The following is a 19,403-nucleotide window of genomic DNA, read 5'->3' as shown; positions in this document are numbered from 1 at the left end:
CATGTCACAGATGTCGCACCTATGCGGGTTCTCGGTCACACCCGGCCAACAGCCGCTTGCCCGCCGCCCCTCGGTGTCGTTCACCGGGCACAGGCTTGGTGATCACCAGCGCACCGCCCGGCTCCCCCGACGGCCGTCCCCCGGCCACGCCGCGGCGCGCGCGGGGAGGTACGACGCATGACCGACCGAAGGCTCTGGTCCTACAAGGAGATCGCGGCGCACATCAGGGTGCAGCCGGACACCGTGCGGTCCTACCGCAAGCACGGCCTGCTGCCGCCGCCGGACCAGGTGGAGGCCGGCAAGCCCTACTGGTACGCCGACACCGTCCGCGCCTGGGTCGCCTCCCGGCCGGGCAACCGGAGCCGCAGAGTGGACTGAGCGCCGGAAAATCACCTGTGCCTCACCCGCCGCGTGGGGCACAGTCGCCCCATGAGTTTCTCCGTCAAACCCGTTCTGACCGGCCGCAGGACCGTTCTGCGGCCGTTCACCGCGGCCGACGCCGATGTCATGGGGGCGATCGTCGCCGACCCCGAGGTCGTCCGCTTCACCTTCGAGCCGTCCACCGAACTGACCCCGGAGCGGCTGCGTACCTGGTACGGCTCCCGGGCCACCGCCCCCGACCGCCTCGACCTGGCCGTCACCGATCCGGAGACCGGTGAGGTCCTGGGCGAGGTCGTGCTGTACGAGTACGACGCGGCCGCCCGCGGCTGCACCTTCCGCACCCTCGTCGGTCCCCGGGGCCGCGGCCGCGGTATCGGCACCGAGGCGACCCGGCTGATCGTCGCCCACGGCTTCGAGTCGCTCGGCCTGCACCGCATCGAGCTGGCCGCCTGGGCCTTCAACCACCGGGCCCTGCGCGTCTACGAGAAGGCCGGCTTCGTGGTCGAGGGGGTACGGCGGGAGGTGCAGGTGCGCGGCGGCGAGTGGGCCGACGAGGTGATCATGGCGATCCTGGACCGTGAGTGGGCCGCGCTCAGCGCCACGGCTCGATGACGGTCACGCCCGCCCCCGGTGCCGTCCCCATGGCGGCGAGGGCGGCCGGGGCCTCGTCCAGCGGGATCGTCCGCGTCACCAGCAGATCGGGGCGCAGCGCCCCGGAGCCGACCAGCTCCAGCATCCCGGGATAGGCGTGGGCGGGCATGCCGTGGCTGCCGAGGATCTCGAGTTCCAGGGCGATGGCTCGGGCCAGCGGGACCGGGGTGGTGCCGTCGGCCGAGGGCAGCAGGCCCACCTGGACGTGCCGGCCACGGCGGCGCAGGGAGCCGATGGAAGCGGCGCAGGTGACGGGTGAGCCGAGGGCGTCCAGGGAGAGATGGGCGCCGCCGCCGGTCAGCTCCCGCACGGCCGCCGCCGTGTCCGGTACGGCGGCGGCGTCCACCGTCCCGGCCGCGCCGAACGTCCGGGCCAGTTCGAGCGCCCGGGGCGAGACGTCCACCGCGACCACCCGGGCCCCCGCGGCGACCGCGATCATCACCGCCGACAGCCCGACCCCGCCGCAGCCGTGCACCGCGACCCACTCCCCCGCCGCCAACCGGCCCTGCCGCACCACCGCGCGGAAGGCGGTGGCGAAGCGGCAGCCGAGGGCGGCGGCGGTGCCGTACCCCATCGAGTCCGGGATCGCGACCAGGTTCACATCGGCATGGTCGAGAGCCACGTACTGGGCGAAGGACCCCCAGTGGTGGAAGCCGGGCTGGGTCTGGCGCTCGCACACCTGCTGGTCGCCGGCCGCGCAGGACGGGCAACTTCCGCAGGCGCAGACGAAGGGGACGGTGACCCGGTCGCCGGGCCGCCGGCCGGTCACCCGGGCGCCCACCGCCTCGACGACGCCGGCGAGTTCGTGCCCGGGGACGTGCGGCAGGGTGATGTCCGGATCGTGGCCCATCCAGCCGTGCCAGTCGCTGCGGCACAGCCCCGTCGCCTCGACCCGCACCACGACCCCGTGCTCGGCCGGCTCCGGGTCCGGCACCTCCCGCACCTCGGCCGGCTCCCCGTACTTCTCGAACACCACCGCTCTCATGCGGCCCACCTTCGCACGCGGTCACGCCGCCCCACACCCCGCCGTCGGATCACACCCCCGCCGTCTCCTTCTCCGGCGCGGGCGCGGATGCCTCGCCCTCGCTGAGCCCGAACCGCCGGTGGAAGCGGCGCAGCGGGGCGGGGGCCCACCAGGTGGCGCGGCCGGTGAGCCGCATGATCGCCGGGACCAGCAGGCTGCGGACGACCATCGCGTCCATCAGGACCGCGAGCGCGATGCCGAGGCCCAGCATCTTGGTGTTGGTCACGCGGGAGGTCCCGATGGCGACCATCACCACGGCGAGGATGACCGCCGCCGCGGTGATCAGTCCGCCGGTGCGCTGCAGCCCGTGACGGACCGCCTCGTTGTGGTCCCCGCTGCGGTCGTACTCCTCCTTGATGCGGGAGAGCAGGAACACGCCGTAGTCCATGGAGAGCCCGAAGGCCACGCAGAACATCAGGACGGGCAGGGTGGTCTCGATGGAGCCTGGACTGGTGAAGCCGAGCGCGCCGGACAGGTGGCCGTCCTGGAAGACCCAGACCACCGCGCCGAACATCGCCGTCAGGCTGAGCGCGTTGAGCACCACGGCCTGCAGGGGTATCAGCACGCTCCCGGTGAGCAGGAAGACCAGCAGCAGGGTGACGACCACGATGAACGCTCCCGCCCAGGGCAGGCGTTCGCCTATCGCGTGCTTGGAGTCGACCAGGACGGCGGCCGTGCCGGTCACCTTGGTGTCGAAGGGGGCCTTCAGCGAGCGCAGGTCGTCGACGAGGCGCTGGGCCCCGGTGTCGACGGCCTCACCCTTCGGCTGGACGGTGAAGTAGCCCGTATCGCCCTTGATCAGGGGGCCGTCGACGCGGGCGACCTCGGGCAGGGCAGCGACCCGCTGCCTGTAGGCGGCGTACTGGGCTTTGGTGGCCCCGCCCTCGGCGAGGACTTCGATGCCGCCGCCGGGGGTGCCCGGGAAACCGTCGCGGAGGTGCTGCTGCACCACGTGGGACTCGGCGCCCGAGGGCAGTTGGCGGTCGTCAGCGGTGCCGAACTTCACGTTGAGGAAGGGCAGTCCGAGGACGACGAGCAGGGCGCTGGTGCCGAGCGCGAAGAGCGGGGCGCGGCGCATCACCAGCGTGGCGGTGCGCGTCCACCCTGTGTTGCCCGTCGCCTCCATGCCGGAGCCGGTGGTCTCCCGGCCGCGGCGGAACAGGCGCCGCAGGTCGAGGGAGTTGACCCGGTGGCCGAGCAGGATCAGGGCCGCCGGGAGCAGGATCAGGGCGGCAGCGGCGGCCAGCAGGACCACGGCGATGCCGGCGTAGGCGAAGGACCGCAGGAAGTACTGCGGGAAGAGCATCATGGCGGCCAGGGAGACCGCGACGGTGAGGGCGGAGAACAGCACCGTCCTGCCGGCCGTGCGCAGTGTCGTGCCGACCGCCGCCAAGGGGTCGGCCCCGGCGGACAGTTCCTCCCGGTAGCGGCGGACGATGAAGAGGGCGTAGTCGATGGCGAGGCCGAGGCCGAGGGCCGTGGTGAGGTTGAGCGCGAAGACCGAGACGTCGGTGAAGGTGGTCAGGCCGCCCAGCACCGCGTTCGTGCCGAGGATCGCCACGATGCCGATGCCCAGGGGCAGCAGGGCCGCGACGGCGCTGCCGAAGACCATCACCAGGAGCACCAGTGTGATCGGCAGGGCGATCATCTCGGCCCGGGTCAGGTCCTCCTTGATGATGGTCTGCATCTCGTGCCGGACGGCGACGATGCCGCCGACCTGCACCCGCACCGGGCCGTGCGCGCCCCGGTAGTGGGGCGCTATGCGGTCCAGCGTGCGGCCCATGGCGTTCTCGTCGCCGGTGATGCGGGCGGCGATCAGCGCCTCATGGCCGTCCTTGGCGCGCAGGCCGGGCGCCGTCGAGGGACCGGCCTGCCAGTAGGAGCCGACGCCGGTCACGCCCCGCTCCCCGGCCAGCCGCTCGGCCAGGCCGCGGGCCTCGGCGGCGACCGACGGGTCGTCGACGGAGCCGCGGCCGGCGTCGACCAGGAGCAGCAGATTGGGCTGGGAGCCGGGGAACGCGCGCTCCAGGGCCTTGGTCGCGTACGTCGACTCCGCGGCCGGGTCCTCCCAGCCGCCGCTGCCCAGATGGTCCGCGACCCCGCTGCCGGCCAGCACGGCGAGCGCGGTCAGCACCAGGGCCACCAGCAGCGACAGGCGCGGGCGGGCGGTGACGAAACGCGTCCAGCCGCCGGCCCGGGGAGGTCCGTCCCCGGTGCGCGGCGCCTTGTTGACTTCGGTCATCGTGCGGTGTCCCCTTCACCGTGACCCATGTCCGTGCAGGCAGGCGGCATGGGTCGGTCATTGCCATAAACTGGCAAACACGAGAGATCGCTCGCGTTTCACAAGAATGCGAGCGACCACTCGCGTTTGTCAATCGCCTTCGAAGGGCTGGGGATAACGCGTGTCCGACACCTCGGAGAACGAGCAGCCGCGCCGCCGTCAGGCACGCGGCGAACGCCGTATCGCCCAGCTCCTCCAGGCCGCCGCCCAGGTCTTCTGCACCACCGGCTACACCGCCGCCAGCACCAACGCCATCGCCCGCGAGGCGGGCGTCTCGCCGGGCACGCTCTACCAGTTCTTCCCGAACAAGGAAGCGATCGCGATCGAGCTGGGCGACCGCCTGATGCACGAGATGCGGGAGACCTACGGTGAGGCGCTGGCCCCGGTCGATCCCGCCACCCCGCTGGAGGAGGCCATCGGCTCGGCCGTGGATCGGTTCATGGCCTTCAACACCGAGCACCCGGTGTTCTTCGCACTGATGCACGGCCCCGACCTGCCCGGCGGGATCACGGAGGCGCACGACCAGCTGCACGCGACCCTGATCGGCCGCGTCGAGGGCCTGCTCGCCTCGCTGCTGCCCGAGGCCCCACCGGCCGACCTCACCCGCACGGCGCACGTCTGCCTCGGCATCTACAAGGCCGGCCTGGAGCTGGTGCTGGCCCACGAGGGAGCCGAGCGCGCGGCCTACGTCCAGGAGGTCAAGAACGTGCTCGTCCGCTACCTCGAACCCCTGGTGGGCGACCGGCTCGGCCGCGCCTGACCCCACAGGGTCACCCGGACTGCGACAAAAGGCGCACCTGCATAGGGTGCGGATGAAATCACCCCGCAGCAGTCCGAGGGGGACCCACGTGACCCACTCCCCGCCGCCCCGCAGGCCCCGGGCCCGCATCCCCGGCCCGCAGCAGCCGCCACCGCCGTTCCCCCGCATCGGTGCGGGCCTGTGGCGGCGCTGCCTGAAAGGCGGGCTCGCCCTGTGGGCGCTGACCGGGGTGGTGACGTACTCGACGCGCGGCATCGCACCGCTGCCCGCACTCGTCCTGCTGGGCGGCTTCCTGGTTCCCGTCGTCTTCGTGCTGTGGGCGTACGAGCGGCACGGCCGTGACCTGGGCGTCAGCGCGGTCCTCGGCTGCTTCCTGGCCGGCGGCGCGCTCGGGGTGCCCGGCGCCATGCTGATGGAGTCGTATCTGCTCCACCCCTCCCTGGAGCGGTTCACCGGTGTCGCCCTGGTCGAGGAGGCGGCGAAGCTCGGCGCGCTGGTGTTCGCGCTGCGCCGGCAGCCGGGCCTCCGCGGGGCGCGGGCCGGGCTGGTGCTCGGCGCGGCCGTCGGCCTCGGTTTCGCGGCGGTGGAGAGCTGCGCCTACGCCTTCGACGCGGCACTCCTCTCCGACGCCGCCGATCTGCGGGTGGTGCTGGAGACGGAGTTCCCGCGCGAGCTGCTCGCCCCGCTCGGACACGGGCTGTGGACCGCGATCGCGGGTGCCGCGCTGCTGTCCCAGCGCCGCCCGAACGGGCGCTTCCGCCTCGCCGCGCCGGTGGTCGGCACCTGGCTCGGCGTCTGCGTGCTGCACGCTGCGTGGGACGCCACGCGCGGTGTCGCCGGCCGGCTGGTGACACGGGTGTACGGCACCGAAGCCGTCCCGGGGCCGTTCGGACAGCCCTACCTCCCGCGGACCGGCGCCGGACAGGAGCACCTGTTCACGTTGCTCTCGGCGGGAGGCCTGGTACTCGTGGCCCTGCTCGGCGTCGCCTGGGTGTGGTCGCTGACCCCCGGAGATGCTTGGAGAAATACCCCCTAGGGGTATAGTGTGCCGAGCATGGGGACACCACCGTGAGCCCCACCGGCCCCACCTGCTTCGACGAGGAGTAACGACATGACCGCCCAGACCGACACTTCGGGCTCCGTCACCACCGTCTACAAGGTGACGGGCATGAGCTGTGGCCACTGCGAGGGATCCGTCTCCGGCGAGATCTCCCAGATCCCCGGCGTCAGCTCGGTGAAGGCCGTCGCGTCCGCCGGCGAGGTGACCGTCGTCTCCGCGGCCCCGCTCGACGACGAGGCCGTCCGCGCCGCCGTGGACGAGGCCGGCTTCGAGCTCGCCGGCCAGGCCTGAGAAGCACCCTCCCTTCCCCGACCGGGCCGTTTCCGACCAGCTGATACTGGATCCGTACGGCCCGGTCCGATGTCTGGAGTCCGGACATGACCAGCACCACCGCCAAACCGGCGAGCGCGATAGGCGACACCTCCGAGGTCGAGCTGCTCATCGGCGGGATGACCTGCGCCTCCTGCGCCGCGCGGGTGGAGAAGAAGCTCAACCGCATGGACGGCGTGAGCGCCACCGTGAACTTCGCGACCGAGAAGGCGAAGGTCAGCTACGCCGGAAGCGTCCAGGTCGCCGACCTGATCGCGACCGTGGTGAAGACCGGCTACACCGCCGGGGAACCCCCGTCCCCGGAGCCCGAACCCCAGGCCGCCGAGACCCCCGAGTCAGCCGGCCAGGACCCGGAACTCGGCGCCCTGCGGCACCGCCTGCTGGTCTCCGCACTGCTCGCCGTCCCGGTCGTCCTGCTCGCGATGGTCCCCGCCCTGCAGTTCGACAACTGGCAGTGGCTCTCCCTCACCCTCGCCGCGCCGGTCGTGGTCTGGGGCGGAGCGCCCTTCCACCGGGCCGCCTGGACCAATCTCCGGCACGGCGCCGCGACCATGGACACGCTCGTGTCGGTCGGCACCCTGGCCGCCTTCGGCTGGTCGCTGTGGGCCCTCTTCTTCGGCGACGCGGGCATGCCCGGCACGCACGACGAGTTCCGGTTCACCGTCTCGCGCATGGACGGCTCCTCCACCATCTATCTCGAGGTCGCCTCCGGAGTCGTGGCGCTGATCCTGCTCGGCCGCTATCTGGAGGCCCGCTCCAAGCGGCGCGCGGGGGCCGCCCTGAAGGCGCTGATGGAGTTGGGCGCCAAGGACGTGGCCGTACTGCGCGAGGGGCGCGAGGTGCGTGTCCCGGTGGCCTCCCTGGCCGTCGGCGACCGGTTCGTCGTCCGGCCCGGTGAGAAGATCGCCACCGACGGCACGGTCGCCGAGGGCGTCTCCGCGGTGGACGCGTCCATGCTGACCGGCGAGTCGGTACCGGTGGACGTCGGCCCCGGCGACCGGGTCACCGGCGCCACCGTCAACGCGGGCGGCCGGCTGGTGGTCGAGGCGACCCGGGTCGGCGCCGACACCCAGCTCTCCCGGATGGCGAAGCTGGTGGAGGACGCGCAGAACGGCAAGGCCGAGGTACAGCGGCTCGCCGACCGGATCTCCGCCGTGTTCGTCCCGGTGGTCATCCTCATCGCGCTCGGCACCTTCGGCGTCTGGCTGGGCGTCACCGGGGACACCGTGGCCGCGTTCACCGCCGCCGTCGCCGTCCTGATCATCGCCTGCCCCTGCGCGCTGGGACTCGCCACCCCGACCGCGCTGATGGTCGGTACCGGCCGGGGCGCCCAGCTCGGCATCCTGATCAAGGGCCCCGAGGTGCTGGAGTCCACGCGTCGCGTCGACACGGTCGTCCTGGACAAGACCGGCACGGTCACCACCGGACGGATGACGCTCCAGGGGGTGTACGCCGCCGACGGCGAGGACGAGAAGGAGCTGCTGCGACTCGCGGGCGCCCTGGAACACGCCTCCGAGCACCCCGTCGCCCGGGCGATCGCCGCGGGCGCCGAGGAACGGTTGAAAGGGGCGAGCGCGCAGCGCTCTCCGGCAAGGGCGGTGATGGACGACGGGTGGGAACTGCCGGCCGTCGAGCACTTCGAGAGCGTCCCCGGCCGGGGCGTACGCGGGCGCGTGGCGGGCCGTGAGGTGGCCGTGGGACGGCTGTACGACGAGCTGCCCGAGGAGCTGGCCCGCGCCCGGGAGGAGGCCGAGCGGGACGGGCGTACGGCCGTCACCGTCGGCTGGGACGGCCGGGCCCGCGGAGTGCTCGCCGTCGCCGACGCGGTGAAGGAGACCAGCGCCGAGGCGGTGCGCGAGCTGCGCGCGCTCGGACTCACGCCGGTGCTGCTCACCGGGGACAACCGGACGGTCGCCGAGTCGGTCGCCCGGGCGGTCGGCATCGACGAGGTGATCGCCGAGGTGCTCCCCGAGGACAAGGTGGACGTCGTACGGCGGCTGCAGGGCGAGGGCCGGACCGTGGCCATGGTCGGCGACGGCGTCAACGACGCGGCCGCGCTCGCCACCGCCGACCTGGGGCTTGCGATGGGCACCGGCACGGACGCGGCGATCGAGGCCGGCGACCTGACCCTGGTCCGCGGCGACCTGCGGGTGGCCGCGGACGCGATCCGGCTCTCCCGGCGCACCCTCACCACCATCAAGGGCAACCTGGTGTGGGCCTTCGGCTACAACGTGGCCGCGCTGCCGCTGGCCGCCGCGGGTCTGCTGAACCCGATGATCGCGGGCGCCGCGATGGCCTTCTCCTCGGTGTTCGTGGTGACCAACAGCCTGCGGCTGCGCGGCTTCCACTGAACTCACCCGGGGTTACCGGCGGTTAGCCGCAGTTGGAGTGGCATCCCCCCTGGAGTCGGGCGCGCGCCTCACATAAGCTCTTCACAAGGCTCGCGCATCATCCTTACGCTTGAGTCCCGATCGTCGTATCGGGGCTCTTGCGCACCTAAAGGACAAATGCAAGAGACGCAGATCACAGTGACGCGAACGTAACCATCGAAGGGGTTCGAAGGTCTAAGTTGGCGATGTCAGACCAGCGTCTTGGGGGGCGCTGACTGACATCTGGGGATGTCTTGGGGGACTTCCTCAGAGATGCGTTGCCGGGGCACGTACACCGGGAAGCTTTGAGCGGCCCTCCCAGCGTGCGTTGTCCCGGCACATCGCACCGCGTCACCGGAGCACGACGGGTTCTGCCCGTGGTGTTCAGACAGCGATTTCAGGCGCTGTCCTCTCCGAGCGCCCGGCCGGATCCCGTGGGGGGAATCCGCACCGGGACATGGGAAGGCGCCCTGGTCGTCGGCCCGTGGGGGGACCGGCGTCAGGGCGCCTTCCGTTTGTTCTCGCTCATCACCGTCGATCCAGGGCCCGCCCGTGACGGCAGGCCCTGTCCGGCGGGCGGGGCACCGGATCGGCACCCCTGGACCGGCAGGTGCTCAGCGCTCCTCGACCGGAATGAAGTCGCGCTCCACCACGCCCGTGTAGATCTGGCGCGGGCGGCCGATGCGGGAGCCCGGCTCCTTGATCATCTCGTGCCACTGGGCGATCCAGCCCGGCAGGCGGCCGAGGGCGAACAGGACCGTGAACATCTCGGTCGGGAAGCCCATGGCCCGGTAGATCAGACCGGTGTAGAAGTCGACGTTCGGGTAGAGGTTGCGCGAGACGAAGTAGTCGTCGGAGAGCGCGTGCTCCTCCAGCTTGAGTGCGATGTCCAGCAGCTCGTCGGACTTGCCGAGGGCGGACAGCACGTCGTGCGCGGCGGCCTTGATGATCTTCGCGCGCGGGTCGAAGGACTTGTACACCCGGTGGCCGAAGCCCATCAGGCGGACGCCGTCCTCCTTGTTCTTCACCTTGCGGATGAAGGAGTCGACGTCGCCGCCGTTGGCCTGGATGCCCTCGAGCATCTCCAGGACGGACTGGTTGGCGCCGCCGTGCAGCGGGCCCCACAGGGCGTTGATGCCGGCCGAGATCGACGCGAACATGTTCGCCTGCGACGAGCCGACGAGGCGGACCGTGGACGTCGAACAGTTCTGCTCGTGGTCCGCGTGCAGGATCAGCAGCTTGTCGAGCGCGGAGACGACGACCGGGTCGAGCTCGTACTCCTGCGCGGGGACCGAGAAGGTCATGCGGAGGAAGTTCTCCACGTAACCGAGGTCGTTGCGCGGGTAGACGAACGGGTGACCGATCGACTTCTTGTACGCGTACGCCGCGATGGTCGGGAGCTTCGCGAGCAGCCGGATCGTGGAGAGGTTGCGCTGCTTCTCGTCGAACGGGTTGTGGCTGTCCTGGTAGAAGGTGGACAGCGCCGAGACGACCGAGGACAGCATGGCCATCGGGTGGGCGTCGCGCGGGAAGCCCTTGTAGAAGTTCTTGACGTCCTCGTGCAGCAGGGTGTGCCGCGTGATGTCGTCCTTGAACGTCGTCAGCTCGTCAACGGTCGGCAGCTCACCGTTGATCAGCAGGTAGGCCACCTCCAGGAACGTGGAGCGCTCGGCCAGCTGCTCGATGGGGTAACCGCGGTAGCGGAGGATGCCCGACTCGCCGTCGAGGTAGGTGACGGCGGATTTATAGGCGGCCGTGTTGCCGTAACCGCTGTCCAGAGTCACCAGCCCGGTCTGGGCGCGAAGCTTCCCGATGTCGAAGCCCTTGTCACCAACGGTGCTGTCGACCACCGGGTAGGTGTACTCGTCGTCGCCGTACCGCAGTACTACAGAGTTGTCGCTCACGTCTTCCCTCACCGACGTAGTGCCTCATCTTCGAGGTGCCCTGACTGTCTCTACCATCCCCCATTTGGCTCAGGAGAGTGCACTCGGGGTCGACCATTGGGCCCATCGACGGCACTCAGTGCCGCCAACCTGCTCATCCTGCCCGCTCCGACCGGTAACCGGAAGTGCTCTGTGACCTTCACGACTCATTTGATCGATCATTTTTTGTGATGCGGGTCGGAGCCGCTGGTCAGAGGCGCTCAGGAACCGCGGAGCCGGAAGTCCAGAGCCGTGCAGCGCCGGCCGGCCGACACCGTGCGCACCGCCTGTCCGATCGCCTTGCGTGAACCGACGAGCACCACCAGCCGTTTCGCCCGTGTCACCGCCGTGTACAGCAGGTTCCGCTGGAGCATCATCCAGGCCCCGGTGGTGACGGGGATCACCACGGCCGGATACTCGCTGCCCTGCGACCGGTGGATCGTCACCGCGTAGGCGTGGGCCAGTTCGTCCAGTTCGTCGAAGTCGTACGGAACCTCCTCGTCCTCGTCCGTCAGCACCGTCAGACGCTGGTCGACCGGATCGAGCGAGGTGACCACGCCCACGGTGCCGTTGAAGACACCGTTCTCCCCCTTCTCGTAATTGTTGCGGATCTGGGTGACCTTGTCGCCGACACGGAAGACCCGGCCGCCGAACCGCTTCTCCGGCAGCTCGGGCCGGCCCGGTGTGATGGCCTGCTGGAGCAGGCCGTTGAGGGTGCCGGCGCCGGCCGGCCCACGGTGCATGGGGGCGAGCACCTGGACATCCCGGCGCGGGTCCAGGCCGAACCGGGCCGGGATCCGGTGGGCGGCCACGTCCACGGTGAGCCGGCCGGCCTCCTCGGTGTCGTCCTCGACGAAGAGGAAGAAGTCCTTCAGCCCGTCGGTGAGCGGGTGCTGTCCGGCGTTGATGCGGTGCGCGTTGGTGACGACGCCTGACTGCTGGGCCTGCCGGAAGACCCGGGTGAGCCGCACCGCCGGCACCGGGCCGCCCTCGGCGAGCAGATCGCGCAGCACCTCCCCGGCGCCGACGCTGGGCAACTGGTCGACGTCGCCGACGAAGAGCAGGTGGGCCCCCGGCGGCACGGCCTTGACCAGCTTGTTGGCGAGCAGCAGGTCCAGCATCGAGGCCTCGTCCACGACCACCAGGTCGGCGTCCAGCGGGCGGTCCCGGTCGTAGGCCGCGTCGCCGCCGGGCCTGAGCTCCAGCAGCCGGTGGACCGTGCAGGCCTCGGCGCCGGTCAGCTCGGCCAGCCGCTTGGCGGCCCGCCCGGTGGGCGCGGCGAGCAGCACCTTGGCGCGCTTGGCGCGGGCCAGCTCCACGATCGAGCGGACCGTGAAGGACTTGCCGCAGCCGGGGCCGCCGGTGAGCACGGCGACCTTCTCGGTCAGCGCGAGCCGTACGGCGGCCTCCTGCTCGGGGGCGAGGTCGGCGCCGGTACGGCTTTGCAGCCAGCCGAGCGCCTTGTCCCAGGCCACGTCCCGGAAGGCGGGCATCCGGTCCTCCGGGGTGCGCAGCAGCCGCAGCAGCTGGGCCGAGAGGGAGAGTTCGGCTCGGTGGAAGGGCACCAGGTAGACGGCGTTCACGGGCTCCGCGTCGCCGTCGGGACCGGGCACCTTCTCCCGTACGACCCCCGGCTCCTCGCCCTCCTCGGGCGGCCCGGCGAGTTCGGCGAGGCACTCGATGACCAGGCCGGTGTCGACCTGGAGCAGCTTCACCGCGTCCGCGATCAGCCGTTCCTCCGGCAGGAAGCAGTGCCCCTGGTCGGCGGACTGCGACAGCGCGTACTGCAGGCCCGCCTTCACGCGCTCCGGGCTGTCGTGCGGGATGCCGACGGACTGGGCGATCCTGTCGGCGGTGAGGAAGCCGATGCCCCAGACGTCGGCGGCCAGCCGGTAGGGCTGGTTCTTCACGACCGAGATGGACGCGTCGCCGTACTTCTTGTAGATCCGCACGGCGATGGACGTCGACACCTCGACGGTCTGGAGGAAGAGCATGACCTCCTTGATCGCCTTCTGCTCCTCCCAGGCGTCGGCGATCTTCTTCGTCCGCTTGGGGCCGAGGCCGGGGACCTCGATCAGCCGCTTCGGCTCCTCCTCGATGACCGCGAGGGTCTCCAGGCCGAAGTGCTGGGTGATGCGGTCGGCGAAGACCGGGCCGATGCCCTTGACCAGCCCGGATCCCAGGTAGCGGCGGATGCCCTGGACGGTGGCGGGCAGGACGGTCGTGAAGTTCTCGCAGACGAACTGCTTGCCGTACTGCGGGTGCGAGCCCCAGCGGCCCTCCATCCGCAGCGACTCCCCGACCTGGGCGCCGAGCAGCGCTCCGACCACGGTGAGGAGATCCCCGCCGCCTCGGCCGGTGTCGACGCGGGCGACGGTGTAGCCGTTCTCCTCGTTGGCGTAGGTGATCCGCTCCAGCACGCCTTCGAGCACGGCGAGCCGCCGTTCGCCCGTGGGGTTCCCCGCCTGTTGAGCCATGACCCGAAGGTACCGGCCGGGTCTGACATCACGATCCGGTCTCAGGAACCGGGCGAGGGGTTGATTTACGCCCGTGTAATCGATTCCATCCTTCGTGCATGTCGATGTAATCGATTCCATGAGTTCCACAAGGAGGTGGAGCCCGCGATGGCGAGCATCAAGGACGTCGCCGCCGCGGCGGGCGTCTCGGTCGCCACGGTGTCGCGCGTCCTGAACGAGCACCCGTCGGTCAGCGCGGACGCACGCACGCGCGTGCTGGCCGCCGTCGAGGCGCTGGGCTACCGCCCCAACGCCGTCGCCCGTTCCCTGCGCACCGACCAGACCCGCACCCTCGGCCTGGTCATCAGCGACGTACTGAACCCGTACTTCACCGAGCTGGCCCGCTCCGTCGAGGAGGAGGCCCGCGCACGCGGCTACAGCGTGATCATCGGCAACGCCGACGAGCGGCCGGACCTTCAGGACCACCATGTGCGGACCCTGCTGGACCGCCGCATAGACGGTCTGCTGGTCTCCCCCACCGACGGCGGCTCCCCGCTGATGCTGGACGCCGCGCGCGCGGGGACGCCGATGGTCTTCGTCGACCGGTGGATCCCGGGCGTCGAGGTGCCCGTGGTGCGGGCCGACGGGCAGCGCGCCGTACGGGATCTCGTCGCGCACCTGTACGGGCTCGGGCACCGGCGGCTCGCGATCATCTCCGGGCCCGCGGCCACCACCACCGGCAGCGAGCGCGTCGAGGCCTTCCGGGCCGCCCTGGCCGAGTACGGGCTGGACCTGCCGGACGCCTACACCGGCGCGGGTGACTTCCAGGCCGAGAGCGGCCGGCGGGTCACCGAGGGCTTCCTCGACCTGCCGGAGCCGCCCGAGGCGGTCTTCGCCGCGGACAACCTGATGGCGCTCGGCGCCCTGGACGCGATCCGCGCGCGCGGGCTGCGCGTCCCGGACGACATCGCGCTCGCCGCGTTCGACGACATCCGCTGGTTCGTGCACACCGATCCGCCGGTCACCGCGATCGCCCAGCCCACGGGCGAGCTGGGCCGGGCCGCCGTACGGGCCCTGGTGGACCGCATCGAGGGACGGCCCGGCGAGTCCGTCACCCTCCCCGCCCGTCTCGTCGTGCGCCGCTCGTGCGGCGCGCCCCCCGCCGAGAACCCCGTAACGAACAGGAGCAAGTCGTGAGCGACCAGGACGAGTTGCTGCGCATCGAGGGCATCCGGAAGTCCTTCCCCGGCGTGGTGGCGCTGGACGGCGTCGACTTCTCCTTGCGCCGGGGCGAGGTGCATGTGCTGCTCGGTGAGAACGGCGCGGGCAAGAGCACGCTGATCAAGATGCTCTCCGGTGCCTACACGCCCGACGCCGGGCGGATCCTCGTCGGCGGCGAGGAGGTGCGCATCCATGGTGCGCAGGACTCCGAGCGCCTCGGGATCGCCACCATCTACCAGGAGTTCAACCTCGTTCCCGACCTGACGGTCGCCGAGAACATCTTCCTCGGCCGGCAGCCGCGCCGGTTCGGGATGATCGACCGGAAGCGGATGGAGGCCGACGCCGAGGTCCTGCTGAAGCGGGTCGGCGTGAACGTGTCCCCCCGTGCGCGGGTGCGTGAACTGGGCATCGCGCGCCTGCAGATGGTCGAGATCGCCAAGGCGCTCAGCCTGGACGCGCGTGTGCTGATCATGGACGAGCCGACCGCCGTGCTCACCTCCGAGGAGGTCGACAAGCTCTTCCGAATCGTGCGTCAACTGCGCGAGGACGGGGTCGGGGTCGTTTTCATCACCCACCACCTGGAGGAGATCGCCGCCCTGGGCGACCGGGTCACCGTCATCCGGGACGGCCGGAGCGTCGGTCGGGTCCCGGCCGCCACGCCGGAGGCCGAGCTCGTCCGGCTCATGGTGGGCCGCGCCATCGAGCAGCAGTACCCGCGCGAACGGGCCGACCGGGGCGGCGCGCTGCTCAGCGTCGAGGGCCTGACCCGGGACGGCGTCTTCCACGACGTCAGCTTCGAGGTGCACGCCGGTGAGGTGGTCGGCATCGCCGGGCTGGTCGGCGCCGGCCGTACCGAGGTCGTCCGGGCGGTGTTCGGGGCGGACCGGTACGACAAGGGGGCCGTGAAGGTCGCCGGTGCGGCCCTGAAGGGTCATGACGTCAACGCCGCCCTGGCGGCCGGCGTCGGACTGATCCCGGAGGACCGCAAGGGCCAGGGGCTGGTCCTCGACCAGTCGGTCGAGGAGAACCTCGGCCTGGTGACCATGCGCGCCGCCACGCGCGCGGGGCTCGTCGACCTCAGGAGCCAGCGCGAGGCCGCCGCGAGGATCGCGGGGCAGCTCGGCGTGCGGATGGCCGGGCTCGGCCAGCACGTGCGGACCCTGTCCGGCGGCAACCAGCAGAAGGTCGTCATCGGCAAGTGGCTGCTGGCGAACACCAAGGTGCTGATCCTCGACGAGCCGACGCGCGGCATCGACGTCGGCGCCAAGGTCGAGATCTACCAGCTCATCAACGAACTCACCGCGGCCGGCGCCGCCGTACTCATGATCTCCAGCGATCTGCCCGAGGTGCTCGGCATGAGCGACCGGGTGCTGGTGATGGCCCAGGGCCGGATCGCGGGCGAACTGTCCGCCGACGAGGCCACCCAGGACTCCGTGATGGCACTCGCCGTCAGCAGCCCCACGACCGACAAGGAGGCCGCTCGTGGCCACTGACACGCTCAAGAGCACGACGGGCGCCGGTGGCGCCACGGCGGTACGCCGTCTGCTCCTGGAGAACGGCGCGCTGACCGCGCTGATCGTCCTCGTCATCGCCATGTCGGCGCTGTCGGGTGACTTCCTGACCACGGACAACCTGCTCAACGTCGGCGTCCAGGCGGCCGTGACCGCCGTCCTCGCCTTCGGCGTCACCTTCGTCATCGTCTCGGCGGGCATCGACCTGTCGGTCGGCTCGGTGGCGGCCCTGTCGGCCACCGTCCTCGCCTGGACCGCCACATCGCACGGCGTACCGGTCGTCGTGGCGGGGCTGCTGGCCGTCGTGACCGGCATCGCGGCCGGACTCGTCAACGGCTTCCTCATCGCGTACGGCAAGCTCCCGCCGTTCATCGCGACGCTCGCCATGCTCTCGGTGGCCCGCGGTCTGTCGCTGGTGATCTCCGGGGGCTCCCCGATCCCCTTCCCCGGCTCCGTCTCGCACCTCGGGGACACGCTCGGCGGCTGGCTGCCGGTGCCGGTCCTCGTGATGATCGTGATGGGCCTGATCGCCGCCCTCGTGCTCGGCCGGACCTACATCGGCCGCTCGATGTACGCGATCGGCGGCAACGAGGAGGCCGCGCGGCTGTCCGGCCTGCGGGTGAAGAAGCAGAAGCTCGCCATCTACGCCCTGTCCGGCGTGTTCGCCGCCGTCGCGGGTGTCGTGCTCGCCTCCCGGCTGTCCTCCGCGCAGCCCCAGGCCGCCGACGGCTACGAGCTGGACGCGATCGCCGCGGTCGTGATCGGCGGCGCCTCGCTCGCGGGCGGCACCGGCAAGGCGTCCGGCACGCTGATCGGCGCGCTGATCCTGGCGGTGCTGCGCAACGGCCTGAACCTGCTGAACGTCTCCGCCTTCTGGCAGCAGGTCGTCATCGGCGTCGTGATCGCGCTGGCCGTGCTCTTCGACACGCTGCGCCGCAAGGCGGGGGCGGCACCGGCCGCGGCCGGTGCCTCTCCCGGTGGCAAGGGCAGGCAGGCGGGGACGTACGCGCTCGCCGCGGGCGTCACCGTGGCGATCGTCGGTGCGACCTCCTTCCTGCACAACGGCTCCTCCTCGTCCACGGACCCGAAGATGGGCCTGTCCCTGTCCACCCTCAACAACCCCTTCTTCGTGCAGATCCGGACGGGCGCCCAGGCCGAGGCGAAGAAGCTGGGCGTGGACCTGACGGTCACGGACGCCCAGAACGACGCCTCCCAGCAGGCCAACCAGCTGCAGAACTTCACCAGCTCGAACCTCGGCGCGATCATCGTCAACCCGGTGGACTCGGACGCGGCGGGCAACTCCGTGAAGGCCGCCGACAGGGCCGGGATCCCGGTCATCGCCGTCGACCGCGGGGTCAACAAGGCGACCGTGAACGCCCTGGTGGCCTCGGACAACGTGGCCGGCGGTGAACTGGCCGCGAAGACGGTCGCCGAGAAGCTCGGCGGCAAGGGGAAGATCGTCATCCTGCAGGGTCAGGCGGGCACCTCCGCCGCCCGTGAGCGGGCGGCGGGCTTCGCCAAGGGGCTGAAGTCCTACCCGGGCATCCAGGTCCTGGCCCAGCAGCCGGGCGACTTCGACCGCACCAAGGGGCTCGACGTGATGTCGAACCTGCTGCAGGCCCACCCCGACGTGCAGGGCGTCATCGCCGCCAACGACGAGATGGCCCTCGGCGCGATCAAGGCGCTGGGCGCCAAGGCCGGCCGGTCGGTCCAGGTGGTCGGCTTCGACGGCACCCCGGACGGACTGAAGGCGGTCGAGAGCGGCACCCTGTACGCGTCCGTGGCGCAGCAGCCCAGCCAGCTCGGCCGGATCGCGGTCGACAACGCGCTGAAGGCGGTCCAGGGCAAGAAGGTCGGGGCGGCCATCAAGGTGCCGGTGAAGGTGGTCACGAAGGAGAACGTGGCCGGGTTCACCGGCTGACATCGGCGAGCGGGCGGGTGGTCCTCGGGGACCACCCGCCCCGGTCATCTCTCAGGGGAGTCAATTCCATGTACGACTACGACCTCCTGGTCGTGGGCTCGGCCAACGCCGACCTGGTGATCGGGGTCGAGCGGCGGCCGGCCGCCGGCGAGACGGTGCTGGGCGGCGACCTGGCCGTCCATCCGGGCGGCAAGGGCGGCAACCAGGCGGTCGCGGCCGCCCGGCTCGGCGCCCGTACGGCGCTGCTGGCCCGGGTCGGCGACGACGCCCACGGCCGGCTGCTGCTGGACGCGCAGCGGGCGGCCGGGGTGGACACGGCGGGGGTGCTGGTGGGCGGGGCGCCGACCGGTGTCGCGCTGATCACCGTCGATCCCGCCGGGGACAACAGCATCGTGGTGTCGCCCGGCGCCAACGCCCGGCTCACCCCGGCGGACGTGCGGAAGGCCGCCGGTCTGCTGCGCGCCTCGCGGGTGGTGTCGGCGCAGCTGGAGATCCCGCTGGAGACGGTCGTGGAGGTCGTACGGAACCTGGCGGACGGCAGCCGCTTCGTGCTGAACCCGTCCCCGCCGCAAGCGCTGCCCGCGGAGGTGCTGGCGGCCTGCGATCCGCTGATCGTCAACGAGCACGAGGCCCGGGTGCTCCTCGGCGGGGACGGCGCGAGCGGTGAACCGGCGGACTGGGCAGCCCTGCTGCTGGCCCGGGGCCCGCGCTCGGTGGTGGTGACGCTCGGCGCGGCCGGTGCGCTGGTGTGCGACTCCTCCGGCGTGACCCGGGTGCCGTCGGTGCGGGTGGACGCGGTGGACACCACCGGCGCGGGCGACGCGTTCACGGCGGCCCTGGCCTGGAAGCTGGGGTCGGGTGCCGCACTGCCGGCGGCGGCGGCCTACGCGGCCCTGGTGGGCGCGGCGGCGGTGACGCGGCGCGGCGCGCAGGAGTCGTACCCTACGGCGGCGGAGGCCGAGGCACTCGGTGCGCGGGGCGGTGACCGGTGAAGAGGGCGGGCATTCTCAATCGTCATCTGGCCGGTGCGCTGGCCGCGCTGGGGCACGGCGACGGGGTGCTGGTGTGCGACGCGGGCATGCCGATACCGGACGGACCGCGCGTGGTGGACCTCGCCTTCCGCGCGGGTGTGCCCTCGTTCGCGGAGGTCCTGGACGGGCTGCTGGCCGAGCTGGTGGTGGAGAGCGCCATGGCCGCCGAGGAGGTGCGGGACGCCAATCCGGCGGCGAGCGCGCTGCTGGACGGCCACTTCCCCGGGCTGGCGCTGGTGCCGCACCAGCGGCTGAAGGAGTTGTCGGCGGGGGCACGGCTGGTGGTGCGCACCGGGGAGGCACGGCCGTACGCGAACGTGCTGCTGCGGTGCGGGGTGTTCTTCTGAAGCCCCGGGCGGCGGCGCCCGGAGGTTTCGAGGGGGTGCGGCCGGGGCGGCGGCCCGGCGCCCCCCCCCCGCGGTGACCACCCGGCCCGCACCCCCATCACCACCCCCGGGACCCCCCCCCCCCCGTCCCCCACACCC

The 19,403-nt window shown here is 71.7% G+C and carries 15 protein-coding genes; 11 read left to right on the top strand and 4 right to left on the bottom strand.

Annotated elements, in window-relative coordinates; translation table 11 throughout:
* The first annotated feature begins 177 nt into the window (after positions 1 to 177).
* Both ACFVVO_RS16095 and ACFVVO_RS16090 read left to right on the top strand, forming a co-directional pair.
* Positions 178 to 378, top strand: a complete 201-nt coding sequence (locus ACFVVO_RS16095; protein WP_390055328.1) for a helix-turn-helix transcriptional regulator — start codon at positions 178 to 180, stop codon at positions 376 to 378.
* A 51-nt stretch (positions 379 to 429) separates the two neighbouring features.
* Positions 430 to 993, top strand: a complete 564-nt coding sequence (locus ACFVVO_RS16090; protein WP_390055326.1) for a GNAT family N-acetyltransferase — start codon at positions 430 to 432, stop codon at positions 991 to 993.
* On the opposite strand, the gene ACFVVO_RS16085 is transcribed toward ACFVVO_RS16090, so the two are convergent.
* Together ACFVVO_RS16085 and ACFVVO_RS16080 are read right to left on the bottom strand one after the other, a co-directional pair.
* The gene (locus ACFVVO_RS16085; protein WP_390055324.1) at positions 974 to 2,017 is read right to left on the bottom strand and encodes a zinc-dependent alcohol dehydrogenase family protein; all 1,044 of its coding nucleotides are present in this window, start codon (positions 2,015 to 2,017) and stop codon (positions 974 to 976) included. The genes ACFVVO_RS16090 and ACFVVO_RS16085 overlap by 20 nt on opposite strands.
* 49 nt (positions 2,018 to 2,066) lie before the next feature.
* Positions 2,067 to 4,298, bottom strand: a complete 2,232-nt coding sequence (locus tag ACFVVO_RS16080; protein WP_390055322.1) for an MMPL family transporter — start codon at positions 4,296 to 4,298, stop codon at positions 2,067 to 2,069.
* 160 nt (positions 4,299 to 4,458) lie between these two features.
* Here ACFVVO_RS16080 and ACFVVO_RS16075 point away from each other — a divergent pair, with 160 nt between their 5' ends.
* The 4 genes from ACFVVO_RS16075 (at position 4,459) to ACFVVO_RS16060 (ending at position 8,838) form a co-directional block, all read left to right on the top strand.
* Positions 4,459 to 5,097: a TetR/AcrR family transcriptional regulator gene (locus ACFVVO_RS16075; protein ID WP_390055320.1), complete on the top strand. Its 639-nt coding sequence runs from the start codon at positions 4,459 to 4,461 to the stop codon at positions 5,095 to 5,097.
* Between the two features lie 88 nt (positions 5,098 to 5,185).
* Complete coding sequence (locus ACFVVO_RS16070) at positions 5,186 to 6,133, top strand: PrsW family intramembrane metalloprotease (RefSeq protein WP_390055318.1); 948 nt, start codon at positions 5,186 to 5,188, stop codon at positions 6,131 to 6,133.
* A 75-nt stretch (positions 6,134 to 6,208) separates the two neighbouring features.
* Complete coding sequence (locus tag ACFVVO_RS16065; protein WP_390055316.1) at positions 6,209 to 6,448, top strand: heavy-metal-associated domain-containing protein; 240 nt, start codon at positions 6,209 to 6,211, stop codon at positions 6,446 to 6,448.
* A gap of 86 nt (positions 6,449 to 6,534) precedes the next feature.
* The gene (locus ACFVVO_RS16060; protein WP_390055314.1) at positions 6,535 to 8,838 is read left to right on the top strand and encodes a heavy metal translocating P-type ATPase; all 2,304 of its coding nucleotides are present in this window, start codon (positions 6,535 to 6,537) and stop codon (positions 8,836 to 8,838) included.
* Between the two features lie 632 nt (positions 8,839 to 9,470).
* Here ACFVVO_RS16060 and ACFVVO_RS16055 read toward each other — a convergent pair.
* A complete protein-coding gene (locus ACFVVO_RS16055; protein WP_390055312.1) occupies positions 9,471 to 10,760 on the bottom strand; it encodes a citrate synthase in 1,290 nt (429 codons plus the stop codon).
* Positions 10,761 to 10,999: 239 nt separating this feature from the next.
* A complete protein-coding gene (locus ACFVVO_RS16050; protein WP_390055311.1) occupies positions 11,000 to 13,255 on the bottom strand; it encodes an ATP-dependent RecD-like DNA helicase in 2,256 nt (751 codons plus the stop codon).
* A gap of 147 nt (positions 13,256 to 13,402) precedes the next feature.
* On the opposite strand from ACFVVO_RS16050, the gene ACFVVO_RS16045 reads away from it, so the two are divergent.
* From ACFVVO_RS16045 to rbsD, 5 genes are all read left to right on the top strand, one after another.
* Positions 13,403 to 14,431, top strand: a complete 1,029-nt coding sequence (locus ACFVVO_RS16045; protein ID WP_390055309.1) for a LacI family DNA-binding transcriptional regulator — start codon at positions 13,403 to 13,405, stop codon at positions 14,429 to 14,431.
* Positions 14,428 to 15,948 carry a sugar ABC transporter ATP-binding protein gene (locus tag ACFVVO_RS16040; protein ID WP_390055307.1) on the top strand — a complete coding sequence of 507 codons (1,521 nt, stop codon included), beginning with the start codon at positions 14,428 to 14,430 and terminating at the stop codon, positions 15,946 to 15,948. The genes ACFVVO_RS16045 and ACFVVO_RS16040 overlap by 4 nt, the downstream gene beginning before the upstream one ends.
* On the top strand, positions 15,938 to 17,887 hold the full coding sequence (locus ACFVVO_RS16035; protein WP_390055306.1) for a substrate-binding domain-containing protein: 1,950 nt from the start codon (positions 15,938 to 15,940) through the stop codon (positions 17,885 to 17,887). Before ACFVVO_RS16040 ends, ACFVVO_RS16035 begins: the two co-directional genes overlap by 11 nt.
* A 68-nt stretch (positions 17,888 to 17,955) precedes the next feature.
* Positions 17,956 to 18,879, top strand: coding sequence for a ribokinase (locus tag ACFVVO_RS16030; protein ID WP_390055304.1), 924 nt, complete (start codon positions 17,956 to 17,958; stop codon positions 18,877 to 18,879).
* Positions 18,876 to 19,265, top strand: a complete 390-nt coding sequence (gene rbsD / locus ACFVVO_RS16025) for a D-ribose pyranase (RefSeq protein WP_390055302.1) — start codon at positions 18,876 to 18,878, stop codon at positions 19,263 to 19,265. The genes ACFVVO_RS16030 and rbsD overlap by 4 nt, the downstream gene beginning before the upstream one ends.
* Positions 19,266 to 19,403 lie beyond the last annotated feature (138 nt).

Source organism: Streptomyces sp. NPDC058145 (assembly GCF_042884245.1).
In the GTDB taxonomy this organism is placed as follows: Bacteria; Actinomycetota; Actinomycetes; order Streptomycetales; family Streptomycetaceae; genus Streptomyces.
The sequence above is the reverse complement of the archived record's forward strand: the minus strand, read 5'-3'. Positions and strand labels throughout refer to the sequence as shown.

Coding starts and splice junctions, on each gene's coding strand:
- ACFVVO_RS16030 (WP_390055304.1), top strand. CDS start 17,956: ATGTACGACTACGACCTCCTGGTCGTGGGCTCGGCCAACGCCGACCTG.
- ACFVVO_RS16085 (WP_390055324.1), bottom strand. CDS start 2,017: ATGAGAGCGGTGGTGTTCGAGAAGTACGGGGAGCCGGCCGAGGTGCGG.
- ACFVVO_RS16045 (WP_390055309.1), top strand. CDS start 13,403: ATGGCGAGCATCAAGGACGTCGCCGCCGCGGCGGGCGTCTCGGTCGCC.
- ACFVVO_RS16095 (WP_390055328.1), top strand. CDS start 178: ATGACCGACCGAAGGCTCTGGTCCTACAAGGAGATCGCGGCGCACATC.
- ACFVVO_RS16050 (WP_390055311.1), bottom strand. CDS start 13,255: ATGGCTCAACAGGCGGGGAACCCCACGGGCGAACGGCGGCTCGCCGTG.
- ACFVVO_RS16060 (WP_390055314.1), top strand. CDS start 6,535: ATGACCAGCACCACCGCCAAACCGGCGAGCGCGATAGGCGACACCTCC.
- ACFVVO_RS16065 (WP_390055316.1), top strand. CDS start 6,209: ATGACCGCCCAGACCGACACTTCGGGCTCCGTCACCACCGTCTACAAG.
- ACFVVO_RS16090 (WP_390055326.1), top strand. CDS start 430: ATGAGTTTCTCCGTCAAACCCGTTCTGACCGGCCGCAGGACCGTTCTG.
- ACFVVO_RS16080 (WP_390055322.1), bottom strand. CDS start 4,298: ATGACCGAAGTCAACAAGGCGCCGCGCACCGGGGACGGACCTCCCCGG.